This window comes from Pseudomonas sp. Sample_11 (assembly GCF_004307505.1).
In the GTDB taxonomy this organism is placed as follows: domain Bacteria; phylum Pseudomonadota; class Gammaproteobacteria; order Pseudomonadales; family Pseudomonadaceae; genus Aquipseudomonas; species Aquipseudomonas atacamensis.
The window spans coordinates 44,293-58,398 of the sequence record NZ_RCOD01000046.1; the positions used below are offsets into that span (position 1 = coordinate 44,293).

The 14,106-nt window shown below is 61.2% G+C and carries 12 protein-coding genes; 1 reads left to right on the plus strand and 11 read right to left on the minus strand.

Going from position 1 to position 14,106, the window contains the following annotated elements:
* Positions 1-88 precede the first annotated feature (88 nt).
* Positions 89-949 (plus strand): MurR/RpiR family transcriptional regulator, encoded by an 861-nt coding sequence (locus D8U60_RS11505; protein ID WP_169842436.1) that lies wholly within the window; start codon positions 89-91, stop codon positions 947-949.
* 122 nt (positions 950-1,071) lie between these two features.
* Here D8U60_RS11505 and D8U60_RS11510 read toward each other — a convergent pair whose 3' ends face one another.
* From D8U60_RS11510 to D8U60_RS11560, 11 genes are all read right to left on the minus strand, one after another.
* Positions 1,072-1,926 (minus strand): D-hexose-6-phosphate mutarotase, encoded by an 855-nt coding sequence (locus tag D8U60_RS11510; protein WP_073472039.1) that lies wholly within the window; start codon positions 1,924-1,926, stop codon positions 1,072-1,074.
* A gap of 313 nt (positions 1,927-2,239) precedes the next feature.
* Positions 2,240-3,589, minus strand: a complete 1,350-nt coding sequence (locus D8U60_RS11515) for a carbohydrate porin (RefSeq protein ID WP_076563920.1) — start codon at positions 3,587-3,589, stop codon at positions 2,240-2,242.
* Positions 3,590-3,810: 221 nt separating this feature from the next.
* Positions 3,811-4,971 (minus strand): sn-glycerol-3-phosphate ABC transporter ATP-binding protein UgpC, encoded by a 1,161-nt coding sequence (gene ugpC / locus D8U60_RS11520; protein WP_073472036.1) that lies wholly within the window; start codon positions 4,969-4,971, stop codon positions 3,811-3,813.
* A 2-nt stretch (positions 4,972-4,973) separates the two neighbouring features.
* Positions 4,974-5,819 (minus strand): carbohydrate ABC transporter permease, encoded by an 846-nt coding sequence (locus D8U60_RS11525; protein ID WP_039758116.1) that lies wholly within the window; start codon positions 5,817-5,819, stop codon positions 4,974-4,976.
* Positions 5,812-6,720, minus strand: coding sequence for a sugar ABC transporter permease (locus tag D8U60_RS11530; protein WP_016773533.1), 909 nt, complete (start codon positions 6,718-6,720; stop codon positions 5,812-5,814). Before D8U60_RS11530 ends, D8U60_RS11525 begins: the two co-directional genes overlap by 8 nt.
* Before the next feature lie 119 nt (positions 6,721-6,839).
* Positions 6,840-8,141, minus strand: coding sequence for an ABC transporter substrate-binding protein (locus tag D8U60_RS11535; RefSeq protein WP_024014061.1), 1,302 nt, complete (start codon positions 8,139-8,141; stop codon positions 6,840-6,842).
* 118 nt (positions 8,142-8,259) lie between these two features.
* Positions 8,260-9,519 carry an AGE family epimerase/isomerase gene (locus D8U60_RS11540; protein ID WP_130900164.1) on the minus strand — a complete coding sequence of 420 codons (1,260 nt, stop codon included), beginning with the start codon at positions 9,517-9,519 and terminating at the stop codon, positions 8,260-8,262.
* A 295-nt stretch (positions 9,520-9,814) separates the two neighbouring features.
* On the minus strand, positions 9,815-11,284 hold the full coding sequence (locus D8U60_RS11545; RefSeq protein WP_071173345.1) for an ATP-binding protein: 1,470 nt from the start codon (positions 11,282-11,284) through the stop codon (positions 9,815-9,817).
* Entirely contained in the window at positions 11,274-12,005 is a 732-nt protein-coding gene (locus D8U60_RS11550) for a response regulator transcription factor (RefSeq protein WP_016773529.1), read from the minus strand. The genes D8U60_RS11545 and D8U60_RS11550 overlap by 11 nt, the downstream gene beginning before the upstream one ends.
* Positions 12,006-12,179: 174 nt before the next feature.
* On the minus strand, positions 12,180-13,139 hold the full coding sequence (locus D8U60_RS11555) for a glucokinase (protein ID WP_130900165.1): 960 nt from the start codon (positions 13,137-13,139) through the stop codon (positions 12,180-12,182).
* The coding region (locus D8U60_RS11560) for a dihydroxy-acid dehydratase (protein ID WP_177435463.1) at positions 13,136-14,106 on the minus strand (971 nt) is incomplete at its 5' end. The genes D8U60_RS11560 and D8U60_RS11555, both read right to left, overlap by 4 nt.

Below are 14,106 nucleotides of genomic sequence, written 5' to 3' on the forward strand. Positions count from 1 at the left end.
GGCCACCGTCACGGGCCATATCAAAGGCCCAATTTGCATAGCCCGACGCAACTCTGCGTCGGTGAATCAGGAATTCCATATGGACCGCGTGCGAAATTTACTGGAACAGATCCAGAGTCGCCTTGAAGAGCTGAACAAGGCCGAACGTAAGGTCGCCGAGGTGATCCTGCTCAACCCGCAGCAGGCCACCCGCTTCAGCATCGCCGCCCTCGCCCAGGCCGCCTCGGTGAGCGAACCGACGGTCAACCGCTTCTGCCGCTCGTTCGGTGTCAGCGGCTATCCCGAGCTCAAGCTGCAATTGGCGCAGAGCCTGGCCAGTGGCGCGGCGTATGTCAGCCGCGCGGTCGAGGCCGACGACAATCCCGAGGCGTACACGCAGAAGATTTTCGGCAGCGCCATCGCCTCCCTGGACAGCGCTTGTCAGGCGCTCGACCCGAACCTGATCAGCCGCGCCGTCGACCTGTTGATCCAGGCCCGGCAGATCCATTTCTTCGGCCTCGGCGCCTCTGCCCCGGTGGCGCTGGATGCGCAGCACAAGTTCTTCCGCTTCAACCTTGCGGTCACCGCGCATGCCGATGTGTTGATGCAGCGAATGATTGCTTCGGTGGCGCACACCGGTGAGCTGTTCGTGATCATTTCCTACACCGGGCGTACCCGTGAGCTGGTGGAAGTGGCGCGGATTGCCCGGGAGAACGGTGCTTCGGTGTTGGGCCTGACGGCGGAGAACTCACCGCTGGCCAAGGCCAGTACCCTGAGCCTGAATATTCCGTTGCCGGAAGACACCGACATTTATATGCCGATGACGTCGCGGATCATTCAGTTGACCGTGCTGGATGTGCTGGCGACGGGGATGACCTTGCGCCGTGGCGTGGATTTCCAGCCGCATCTGCGCAAGATCAAAGAGAGCTTGAATGCCAGCCGGTATCCGGTGGGTGACGAGTTCAATTGATCTCTGAAGGCTGATCGTTCCCACGCTCTGCGTGGGAATGCCTCAAGGGACGCTCCGCGTTCCAGTTCCGAAAGGGACGCAGAGCGTCCCGGGCTGCATTCCCACGCAGAGCGTGGGAACGATCAGGCCGCCGCCCACGCCTGCAAACTCAAATGCGCCTTCTCCCCCGGCGCCAGATGCAGGCTGTCGGTGCCGCCCGCTGCTGCTTCTACGCAAACGAATTCCGATACCTCGTCCCAGCTCACCCCCAGCAACGGCCGCGCGCCGGGATGCCAGACGACGGTGTCGCCGCTGTCACCGGTATCGATGCACAACTCGCGCTGCCAGGCGTGATCCTTGAGCTGCAATTCGCCGTCATGCTGGAACACCCGCTGACAGCCGCCATCGACGCGCAACTCACCTTCTTGCTGGCAAACCTGGCGATTCAACTGGTCATAACCTTGCGCGCCTTCGAGCCCAGACAGCGCTATCTCACCGACATCACCAATACGCCAGTAAGCGTGCAAAGCCTGGCTCAACTGGCACGGCATGTCGTCCTGATGCTCGGTGCTCAGGCGTAATTCCATGCGCTCGCCCAGATGCGCGTGCAGGTCGACCTGCCAGTCGCACAGCTGCAATTGCCAGTGCAGGCGCACGCCGTCTTCGGCGCTGCTGCTGTCGAGCAGTTTCCAGTCGAGCAGTCGCGCCCAACCATGGGACGGCCACGCGTTTTCGCTCGGATGACGGCCATACCACGGCCAGCACACCGGCACGCCACCGCGAATCGCGCCGACATGCGGCCACTTCGCCGCGCACCACAACCACGGCTTCTGCCCGCGCGGTTGAAAGTGCAGCAGCTGCGCGCCCTGACGACTGAACACCGCCTGACACAGCGGATGATCGATCACCAACACGTCGCGCATCTGATAGCGTTCCCAGGCGAACACCGGTCGCTCGCGCAGGGATTTGAAGAAGCGTTGCAGCGGATGCTCATGCATTGGCTACGGTCCTGAAAATCATGGGGTACTTATCAATCCAAAAGCCTTGCATAGCACTTTGTGGCGAGGGGATTCATCCCCGCTGGGTCGCGAAGCGGCCCTGAAAACCATTCACCGAGGTGTATCAGCCAGATTGTGCTTATAGGATTTGGGGCCGCTTCGCAGCCCAGCGGGGATGAATCCCCTCGCCACAAAAAATTCTCCAGCCACAAAAAATCATCAAGCAACACGTCAGACCTGTCTCGCAAAAAAAAGCGGACAGCCTTGGCTGTCCGCAAAATGCGCACATAGAGAGGAGCTTATCGCAGACGCGTCAGAACGTTGACTGAATTTTCAGGCCAGCGACCAAAGCGTTATCGACTTCATCCACACCGCCCGGATGGGTGATGTATTGCAGGTTGGGGCGCACGGTCAGCCAGTTGGTGACATGGATGCCGTAGTTGAGTTCGTAGTTGTACTCGGTCTCACGAATCGGCGAGAACGCGGCGTTGTCGTAGTCGGACACACCGTTGGCGGCGTTCAGCAGTTCAGCGTTGCGCTTGACGTCCTTGTTGACGTGGATACGCGCCGCGCCGATACCGATGTCATCCTTCGGACGCGCGTCGAACGGGCCTTTGTAGACAAACATCACCGACTGGTAGTTGTCGATGAAGTTGGTGTCCTTGTCGTGGAAAGTCGCGTTGGCAGCGATGTTCAGACCGCGAGTGGCATCACCGTTGTGGCTGGTGAGTTGCTGTTGCGCAACGAACCAGTAACCGCTTTTGCTGTTGTGCGACTTGTAGTCGTCACCGGTAGTTGCCGCGTCGAAACCGTTGACGTCTTCGCGAACGTCGTCGGCGTCCGCCGTGCTCTTGTAGTAACCGACGCGGTATTCGCCCGGCAGGCTGTTGACCTTCGGCGACCAGACCAATTCAACGGGCAGCACGGTACCTTTGGTGCCGCTGCCGCTGAGCTTGAAGCCGTTGCCGTGTTCCAGCTGCGACGGGTTCTGGTTGTACGCACCGATTTGCGCGTAGAGCTCGTCGTTGATGTTGTACTTCACACGGATCGCGGCCTGGCTGACGGGCCAGTTGTACCAGATGTTGGTCGCCCAGTTACCCACTTGCGAACCGCAGAACGCCAGGTTCTGGAAGTCGCACGGGAAGGTGTTGAAGTCTTCGCCTTCGCCGAAGTAACCGGCCTTGACGTCGAGCTTGTTGTCGAAGAACTGGTGCTGGATCCACAACTGGGTCAGACGGACCATGTGGCCACGGCCGTAGACTTCCTGCGAGGAGCTGAGGGTGCCGGCACGCGGATCGCCAACGCGGTCGTTGGAGATGTTGTAGCCGTTACGATTGGTCAGCTGGATCTTCGCTTGGGTGTTGTCCCAGCCCCACAGTTTCTGCAGGTCGAGGGCCACGCCCAGACCGAACTGGTCGGCGTAACGCGCAGTCTTGTCGTCGTTGTAGCCACCGTTCAGGTTGGCGCCCATCTCACCAACGTAGTCGGCCTTGATGTCGATACCCTGCTCGATCAGCTTGGTGCGCTCGCCGCCCCAGTCGCCGGTCATCCACTTGGAGTCGGAGCTGAACGCATCCGCCGCCATTGCATTACCGGCCAGCACCAGTGCAGCTGCCGCAGAAACCTGGCAGATCAACCGGGCATTGACGTGTTTCTTTTTCATCCCTACATCCTCGTCTTTATTGTTATTAACTGTTTTTATCTAACGCGGGTTACATAAATTGCGACGAATGACAGGCCATTCACCGCGTGCTCCTTTTTGTGGAACCGGCCCTTGTGGGAGCTGGCTTGCCAGCGATGCGAGCGACTCGGTCTGTCGCCAAACCGGTTTGATGCCATCGCTGGCAAGCCAGCTCCCACAGGACCGCATTCCAGCATTGTTTTTCAGCGGCCTTTGAACTGCGCCACATTCGCCGACCGGGTTTCTGTCTGCACCTGGCCCGCAACGCCCAGACGCTCACCGGTATTGGCATCGAACAACAACACTTTCGATGGATCGAACTGCAGCGTCAGGCTTTCGCCTACCTGCGGTGCCACGTCCGGCGCCAGTCGGCAGCAGACCTTGGTGTCGTTCAAGTTGACGAACACCAAGGTGTCCGGACCGGTCGGTTCGGTGACCTGCACTTCGGCGCGGATGCTCGGCAGACCATTGCCCTCGCCGTTCGCCAGCACGATCTGCTCCGGGCGCAGGCCGAGGATCACTTCGCGGTCTTCAAGCCCGGCGTCCTGCATGCTCATCGGCAATTCGCAACGCGCCTGGCCGCTGTCGAGCAGCGCCAGCAGACGACCGTCCTTGCGCTGCAAACGCAGGGGAATGAAGTTCATCGGCGGCGAACCGATGAAGCTCGCCACGAACAGGTTGGCCGGGTTGTTGTAGATGTCTTTCGGCGTACCGAACTGCTGAATGATGCCGTCCTTCATCACCGCGACCTTGTCGCCCAGAGTCATCGCTTCGATCTGGTCGTGGGTCACGTAAACGGTGGTAGTTTTCAGGCGCTGGTGCATCAGTTTCATTTCGGTGCGCATCTCGACGCGCAGCTTGGCGTCGAGGTTCGACAGCGGTTCGTCGAACAGGTAGATCTTCGGCCGCCGCGCCAGAGCACGGCCCATCGCCACACGCTGTTGCTGACCACCGGAGAGCTGGCCCGGCTTGCGATTGAGCAGGTGTTCGATCTGCAACAGCTTGGCCACGCGGGCGACTTCTTCGTCGATCGCTGCCTGCGGCATCTTGCGGATTTTCAGGCCGAACTCGATGTTCTCGCGCACGCTCATGGTCGGGTACAGCGCATAGGACTGAAACACCATGGCGATGTCGCGATCCTTGGGGCTCATGCCGCTGACGTCCTGATCACCGATCATGATCGCGCCGCCGGTGATGGTTTCCAGGCCGGCGATGCAGTTCATCAAGGTCGATTTGCCGCAGCCCGACGGGCCGACGAGGATCAGGAATTCACCGTCCTTGATCGACAGTTCGATGTTCTTCAGGGTGTCCGGCAGGCCGGCCCCGTAGGTCTTGTTTACGTTGCGAAGTTCAAGCGTAGCCATGATTACCCCTTGACCGCGCCGGCCGTCAGCCCGCGCACGAAATACTTGCCTGCGACCACATAGACCAGCAGGGTCGGCAGGCCGGCGATCATCGCCGCTGCCATATCCACGTTGTATTCCTTGGCGCCGGTGCTGGTGTTGACCAGGTTGTTCAGCGCCACGGTGATGGGTTGCGAATCACCGCTGGAGAACACCACCCCGAACAGGAAGTCGTTCCAGATCTGGGTGAACTGCCAGATCAGGCAGACCATGATGATCGGCGTCGACATCGGCAGAATGATGCGGCGGAAAATCGTGAAGAAACCCGCGCCATCCAGACGCGCAGCCTTGACCAGCGCATCGGGAATGCTCACGTAGTAATTGCGGAAGAACAGCGTGGTGAACGCCAGACCGTAGACCACGTGCACGAACACCAGGCCGGTGGTGGTGCTCGCCAGGCCCATCTTGCCGAGGGTGAACGAGGCCGGCAGCAGCACGGTCTGGAACGGCAGGAAGCAGCCGAACAGCAGCAGACCGAAGAACAACTGCGAACCACGGAAGCGCCACATCGACAGCACGTAACCGTTCAACGCACCGATGGCGGTCGAGATGATTACCGCCGGTACGGTGATCTTGATCGAGTTCCAGAAGTAGCCGTCAACCGTGGCCCAGGCCTTGACCCAGCCGATGCCGCTGACCACGGTCGGCCAGCTCAACAGGTTGCCGGTGCTGATGTCTTCCGGGGTCTTGAAGCTGGTCAGCAACATGACTACCAGCGGCACCAGATAGAGGAACACTGCGAGGATCAGCACCGCGTAGATCGCGATGCGGCTCAAGCTGATAGCGGGTTTGGCAGCAAGACTAGTCATGACGCTTGGTCCTCAGCTCGGAATACAGGTAAGGCACGATGATCGCGAGGATCGCACCGAGCATCAGAATCGCACTGGCCGAGCCCATGCCCATCTGGCCGCGACTGAAGGTGAAGGAATACATGAACATCGCTGGCAGGTCGGAGGAATAACCCGGGCCGCCGGCGGTCATTGCCGCAACGAGGTCGAAGCTCTTGATCGCGATGTGCGCGAGGATCATCACCGCACTGAAGAACACCGGACGCAGGCTTGGCAGCACGACTTTCCAGTAGATGCGCGGCATGCTCGCGCCGTCGATCTGCGCGGCACGGATGATCGATTGATCGACGCCACGCAGGCCGGCGAGGAACATCGCCATGATGAAGCCCGAGGCTTGCCAAACAGCGGCGATCACCAGGCAGTAGACCACGCGATCAGGGTCGATCAGCCAGTCCAGACGGAAACCTTCCCAGCCCCAGTCACGCAACAATTTGTCCAGGCCCATGCCCGGGTTGAGCAGCCATTTCCACGCGGTACCAGTGACGATCATCGAGAGCGCCATCGGGTACAGGTAAATGGTGCGGATAAAGCCTTCGCGACGGATGCGCTGGTCGAGGAACACCGCCAGCAACACGCCGATCACCAGGGTAATGCCGATGAACATGCCGCCGAACACGGCGAGGTTCTTGCTCGCCACCCACCAGCGGTCGTTGTCGAACAACCGCGCGTATTGCGCCAGACCGGCCCACTTGTAGTTGGGCAGGAAGGTCGAGGTGGTGAACGACAGAATGAACGTCCACAGGATGTAGCCATAGAAGCCCACCAGCACGATGAACATGCTCGGCGCCAGCACCAGTTTCGGTAGCCAGCGCTGCAATGCATCGAACGGCGAGGCCTTGCTGAACACAGCAACAGAACTCATGAGCAAATCCAGAAAAGAAAGAGAAGAACAGCTGCAAGCTGCAAGCTACAAGACCAGCAGCGCGCAAGCCTTTAACTTGCAGCTTGAAGCTTGAAGCTTGCAGCTCGCCGTCAAGGCGCCTATTTGGCCGACTGAACCGCCGCGCCGAGTTTCTTCGCCGCATCGGCCGGGTCGGCTTTCGGGTCGTTGATGTAGTTGGTCACGACATCAAAGAACGCGCCCTGCACCGCCAGCGTGGTCGCCATGTTGTGCGCCATGCTTGGTTGCAGGCCGCCGGACTTGGCGTCCGCGAGGAAGTCTTTGGCAGCTGTCTGTGCGCAGGAGTCGAAGCCGAGCTTGTCCATGTTGTTCAACATGTCGTTGCGTACCGGGATCGAGCCTTTGTTGATGCTGAAGACTTTCTGGAAGTTCTCACCCAGCACGACTTTGGCGATGTCCTGCTGACCGGCCGCAGTGCCGGCGTCCTTCTGCTTGAACACGGCCAGCGAGTCGATGTTGTAGGTGAACGCCTTGTCGGTGCCCGGGAACGCTACGCACTCGTAGTCCTTGCCGGCGACTTTCTTGGCGGCGGTCCATTCGGACTTGGCCCAATCACCCATGATCTGCATGCCGGCCTTGCCGTTGATGACCTTGGCCGCTTCCAGGTTCCAGTCCTGGCCTTTGCCGTCCGCGTCCATGTAGGTCGCGACTTTCTTCAGCTCGGTGAGCGCCTTGACCATTTCCGGGCCGGTCAGCGCTTTGTTGTCGAGATCGACCAGGGCTTTCTTGTAGCCATCCACGCCCATGACCGAGAGCACCACGGCTTCGAACACGGTGCTGTCCTGCCAAGGCTGACCGCCGTGGGCGAGCGGAATGAAGCCCGCCGCTTTCAGCTTGTCGCCGGCTGCGTAGAACTCTTCGAGGGTGGTTGGATTCTTGGTGATGCCGGCTTTCTTGAAGACTTCCGGGTTGATCCACAGCCAGTTCACGCGGTGAATGTTCACCGGCACGGCCACGTAATCACCGTCGTACTTCACGGTATCGGAGACTTTCTTGTCGAGCAGGCTGTCCCATTTTTCCGACTTGGCGACGTCTTTCAAAACGTCGGTGTCGAGCAGGCCGGTCGACGCCCATTCCTGGATGTCCGGGCCTTTGATCTGCGCTACGCCTGGCGGGTTGCCGGCGACGGCACGGCTTTTCAGCACGGTCATGGCAGTCGCACCGCCACCACCGGCGACAGCGCCGTCTTTCCAGGTGAAACCGTCTTTTTCGACTTGGGCCTTGAGCACATCGACAGCGGCTTTTTCGCCACCGGAAGTCCACCAGTGCACGACTTCCACCGAACCTTTGGAATCGGCAGCGGAGACACTGAGCGGCAGGATTGCGAGCGGGAACAGGGAGGCGACAGAAATGACAGTAGCGAGGCGAGAAATCGCATTCATTCGAGATGTACCTTTCTTGTTGTTATGCATTGCAAGTCTGGTGCTTGCGCTGCACGGAGTTTAAACAGAGCGTTTCGCTTCGCAGGTAACGAAGGGACGCGTAAATGTCACGACATGGTTACACAGGCACAGGCCGGGATAGCTGCGCCAAAGCCGTGGCCATGCTCGGCGCCAGCGGCAATCGCGGAATCAGCACAGCCTGCCAGGCGTGATACAGATCGGGCTTGCCCGGCCAGATATCGGCACTTGGCACATTCTGAGGATTGAGTTCGTGGTGCCAACTGCCGTTGCAGCGGTCGATGAAATTCGTCTCGCAGAACTCCCAGAACAGCCGGTACCAGGTTTCGTATTGCCCGTCGCCGGTGCGCTTGAGCAAGGCGCTGGCGGCGGCGCTGGCTTCGGCGTGCGTCCAGTGCAGACGATGGCGAACGACAGCCTGGTTATTCCAGTCGAGGGTGTAGACGATGCCCGGCGCGCCATCGACATTCCAGCCGTGGCGGCAATTGTTTTCGAAGAGTTTTTGCGCATCAGTCGCCAGCCAGCCCGGCGTAAGCATGCCGGCCTGTACCCGTGCGGCTTCAAGGTGCAGGAGCAAGCGCGCCCACTCGAAACCGTGGCCCGGCGTGGTGCCGTAAGGACGGAAACCGTCGGCGGGGTTGTCGTGGTTGTATTCGCGCAGCGGTTGCCAGTCGCGATCGAAGTGCTCGATGACCAGGTAATCGTTGGCTGCAGCGTGGCCATGGATCACTCGTTCGACGATGCGCTGGGCGCGTACCAGCCAGCGCGGATCTTCGGTGACATCGGCCAGCGCGAGGAATGCTTCGGTCGCGTGCATGTTGCTGTTGGCGCCGCGATAGGCTTCTTCTTCGCTCCAGTCGCGATTGAAGAATTCGCGCATGGCGCCCTCTTCTTCGCTCCAGAAATAAGTGTCGATGATGTCGATCGCGTCATCGAGCAAAGCCTGGGCACCGGGCCGTTGTGCGACCACGGCGGAGCTGGCGGCGAGGGCGACAAAGGCATGCAGATAGGCGTTCTTGCCGGTGTTGTCGTCGCGGTGTCCGGCAACCGCAAACCAGCCGCCGTGCAACGCATCACGCAGTGGCCCGCGCAACGCGGCGATACCGTGGTCGACCAGCTCGGCAAACCCCGGCAGGCCCTGAATGTGGGCCATGGCGAAGCTGTGGGTCATGCGCGCGGTGTTCATGGTTTCGGCTCGTGCGTTCGCCGGCAAACGGCCGCGCTCATCGAGGTTGCCGAAACCTTCGGGCAGCTTCGCAGCCTTGGCGAAGTCCAGCAGACGCAGGCCTTCGGCGGCTAGCCATTGCTGGTGGGCAGGGGCGTTCAGCCAACTGCTGAAGTCTGGGTGAAAGGTGTCCATGGCGTGACCCTTTTTTGTTGTTAGGACTGCGGGCAGTCTAAACAACGGGCCGGGGCGGGCTTGTAACGAAGGGGACGGGGTTTGTCACCAGTCCGTGACAAAGAGCAGCCCTCACCCCAACCCTCTCCCGGAGGGAGAGGGGGCTGACCGAGTTGTAATGAGCTTTCCGCCGACCTGAAATACCGAGTCGATTATGGATTCGGCGTTGTACGGTCAGGTCGGCCTATCTCTGCAGCATCCCCCGATCAGTCCCCTCTCCCCCCGGGAGAGGGTTAGGGTGAGGGAAAGCTTTGACTCAATCCACAGACCGCGGCAACTGCAACGTCACCCGCAACCCACCCTCACGCAGGTTCTGCAACGTCACCTCGCCGCCATGGCTATGAGCAATGTTGCGCGCAATGCCCAGTCCCAATCCGTAGCCCTGCTGCTGTCCCGCCAAACGGAAGTGCGGTTCGAACACTTGCTCCAGCCGCTGCTGCGGCACACCCGGCCCTTCGTCGTCGACATGCAGAACAAAGGCGCTGTCATCGTCATCGATGTGCAGATGCGCGTTCTGTCCATACTTCAAGGCGTTGTCGATCAGATTGCCGATGCAGCGCTTGAGCGCCAGCGGCTTGCCTGGATACGCCGACAGCGCACGGCCATGCTGGGTGACGCGGCCATTGCCGTTCGGCGCCAGATACGGCTCGACCAGACAATCGAGCACATGATTGAGATCCACCGGCTCGATGTTCTCGTGGATGTCGGTGTCTTTCACGCATTGCAGTGCGCCTTTGACCAGCAGCTCCAGCTCATCCAGATCGCGGCCGAATTTGGCTTGCAGCTGTTCGTCTTCGAGCAATTCGACGCGCAAGCGCAGGCGGGTGATTGGCGTGCGCAGGTCGTGGGAAATCGCGCTGAACAACTGGCTGCGTTCGGTCAGGTAGCGGCTGATGCGTTCGCGCATGGTGTTGAACGCGCGACCGACTTCGACCACTTCACTGCCACCGCCCTCCGCCACCGGCTCGACGTCGGCACCCAGCGACAGATCCCGCGCTGCCCGCGCCAGACGCTTGAGCGGCCGGCTCTGCCAGTGCACCAGCAGGCCGATGAACAACAGCAAAAAGCCGCTGGTGAGGACGATAAACCACACCTGCTGCGCCGGCAGGCCTTGCTCTTCGAGACTGGTGTACGGCTCGGGCAGCAACGAGGCGATGTACAGCCACTCCCCCGGAGCCATTTGAATCTGCGTGACCAGCACCGGTGGATTCACCGGCTCCAGGGTCAGGGCGTAATGCGCCCAGGAGCGCGGCAATTCATCAAGTTTCAGTCCGGCGTTGAAAATCCGCAGGTCTTCGGGGCTGACGAAGGTCACGGAAATATCCGTGTCATGGCCCAGAGACTGGCGCAGCACTTCGTCCACCGCTTGCATCACCGCAGCCTTGCGCGGCGTCACCGGCAGCACGTCCATGCCCAGCGGCTTGTCGTTGAGGGTCACGACAAATCGGGTGCCGCCCATGCTGCGCAACTGATCGAGCACCAGCGGTCGGTAGGCCACCGGCAGGGAACGGAAATAGCTGACGCTGGCGGTCATCGAATGCGCCAGGCTGCGGGCACTGGTGACGAGGCCTTCGAGTTGAGTGGCGCGCAACTGCGATACCCAGATCACGCTCGACAGCGTTTGCGCGAACAGCACCGCCAGCAGAGTCAGCAGCAGCATCCGCCCGAGCAGTGAGCGCGGCACCGGTATGCGACTGGCGAATTTGCCCAGCGCCTCAGTGAGCATTGCCGGCAACCACATTGGCTGCCAACTGATAACCGCTGCCACGTACGGTGCGGATCAGCCGTGGCGGTTTTTCGGTGTCGCGCAGGCGTTGGCGCAAACGGCTGACGGCCATGTCGACGATGCGATCGAGCGGCATCAGATCGCGGCCACGGGTGGCGTTGCCGATGGTGTCGCGGTCGAGGATTTGCTGCGGGTGGTCGAGGAACAGTTTCAGCAGGGCGAAATCGGCACCGGAGAGGATCACTTCCTCGCCGTCGGTGTGAAACAGCCGATGACTGACCGTGTCCAGGCGCCAGTCGTCGAAGACCAGCACTTCGCTGCCGCTGCGTTCGTGGGCGAATTGTGCGCGACGCAGCAGGGCCTTGATCCGCGCTTGCAGTTCGCGCGGGCTGAACGGTTTGCCGAGGTAGTCATCAGCGCCAAGTTCCAGACCGATCACCCGGTCGGCTTCGTCGGAACTGGCGGTCAGCATGATGATCGGCACCTGCGCCTGACGCGGATGCTGGCGCACCCAGCGGCACAGGCTGAAACCGTCTTCGTCGGGCAGCATGACATCGAGGATCACCAGATCGCTCGGCGCCTCGTTGAGCGCCTGACGAAAACCGGCACCATCGGCGGTGGCCCTCACCTGAAACCCGGCGCGGGTCAGGTAGGTTTCCAGCAACTCGCGTATTTCCTGGTCGTCATCGACCAACAATATCGACTTGTTGACTGAGCTCACTTCGAAGGCATCCTTGTTGTTGGAGTTGGGGCGGATTATGCCTGATGAACCTGGAAAATTTGTCGCCTGTTGATCGTTCCCATGCTCTGCGTGGGAATGCAGCCCGTGACGCTCCGCGTCACTGGACGCGGAGCGTCCCTTGAGGCATTCCCACGCGGAGCGTGGGAACGATCTCTATACAGGTGTTGCTTGATCCAGCGCCACGCCGGCGCCGACCAGGCCGGAATACGGCGCGGTCACCAGCCACACCGGGATGCCTTTGAAGTAATCGCTCATGCAGCCTTTGTCGGCGAAGCAGCGGGCGAAGCCGCTGGCGAGGAAGAAATCGGCGAAGCGTGGAATCACCCCGCCAACGATAAACACCCCGCCGCGCGCGCCGGTGGTGAGCACGTTGTTGCCGGCAACGCGGCCGAGCCAGCAGCAGAATTGCTCGAGCACTTCCAAAGCGATCGGGTCACCGGCAAGGCCAGCGGCGGTGATCGCTTCCGGCGTTTCAAGCGTAGGCTCATGACCATCCACCGCGCAGATCGCCCGGTACAGTCGAGGCAGGCCGCCGCCGCTCAACGCGGTTTCCGCGCTGACATGGCCGATTTCGTTGTAGATGTGTTGCCACAGTTGCGTTTCGCGTGGACTGCTCAGCGGCAGGTCGACGTGGCCGCCCTCGCCCGGCAACGCGGCAAAGCGCCCTTCGCCGAGATCGAGCAAGGTGCCGACACCCAGGCCAGTGCCGGGGCCGATCACCACCGCCGGGCGCAACGGCTCCGGCGTGCCTTCGCAGACCACGCGGAATTCGCCCGGCTGCAAGCGGGTCATGCCCAGCGCCATCGCCGAGAAGTCGTTGGTCAGCAACAACTGCTCGACCTGCAAGGTCTTGCAAAACGCGCTGCGGCTGAGCCGCCAGTGGTTGTTGGTGAACTTGAATTCATCGCCACTCACCGGACCTGCCACCGACAGGCACACTGAGCCGATCGAACCCGGCGCCAGGCCGAGCCCGCTCAGGTACAGAGCGATTGCCTCTTCCGGGCTGGCAAAGTCGGCCGTGGCCAGCACCTGAACCGATTGCAGTTGCTGGTTTTGCCACAACGCGAACCGCGCGTTGGTGCCTCCGATGTCACCGACCAAAGCCAGTTTCAATTAAGCGTCTCCAGGGCAGAAGTGAAGGCGCTGGCGCCCTGCTCCGCCGAGCTGAAGGCCATGCGCATGAAGCCAAACAGCTCGCGGCCGCTGCCGATGTTGTTGCCCAACAGGCCTTTGGCAGGTTCGCGCGCTGCAAATTCGGCGGCGTCGACCTTCAGTTCCAAGGTGCCTTTGACGCCATCGACGCGGATGATATCGCCCTCTTGCACGCGTGCCAAAGCGCCACCGACATAAGCTTCCGGGCTGACGTGAATCGCTGCGGGGATTTTCCCCGACGCGCCGGACATGCGCCCGTCAGTCACCAATGCCACTTTGAAGCCGCGATCCTGCAATACGCCGAGGAATGGCGTCATCTTGTGCAGCTCCGGCATGCCGTTGGAGCGCGGGCCCTGGAAGCGCATCACGGCAACAAAATCCTTCTCCAGCAGACCGGCCTTGAACGCATCGGCCAGATCCTGTTGATCCTGGAACACCATCGCCGGCGCTTCGACGATCTGGTTTTCCAGCGCAACGGCGGAAACCTTCATCACGCCGCGACCGAGGTTGCCTTCCATCACCCGCAAGCCGCCCTCCTGCGAGAACGCACGGGACACCGGACGCAGGATGTTTTCGTCGAGGCTGTCGGTCGGCCCTTCGCGCCAGACCAACTCACCGTTATCGAGGAACGGCTCCTTGGTGTACTGGCTCAGGCCATGGCCGAGCACGGTGTTGACGTCTTCATGCAGCAGGCCTGCGCCGAGCAGTTCGCGGATCAGGAACGACATGCCGCCCGCTGCCTGGAAGTGGTTGATGTCGGCTTTGCCGTTCGGGTAGACGTGGCTCAGGGTCGGGACGACTTCGGAGAGGTCGGCCATGTCCTGCCAGGTCAGTTGAATGCCAGCGGCCATGGCGATGGCCGGCATGTGCAGAGTGTGGTTGGTCGAGCCGCCGGTGGCGTGCAGGGCAACGATGGAGTTGACCAGCG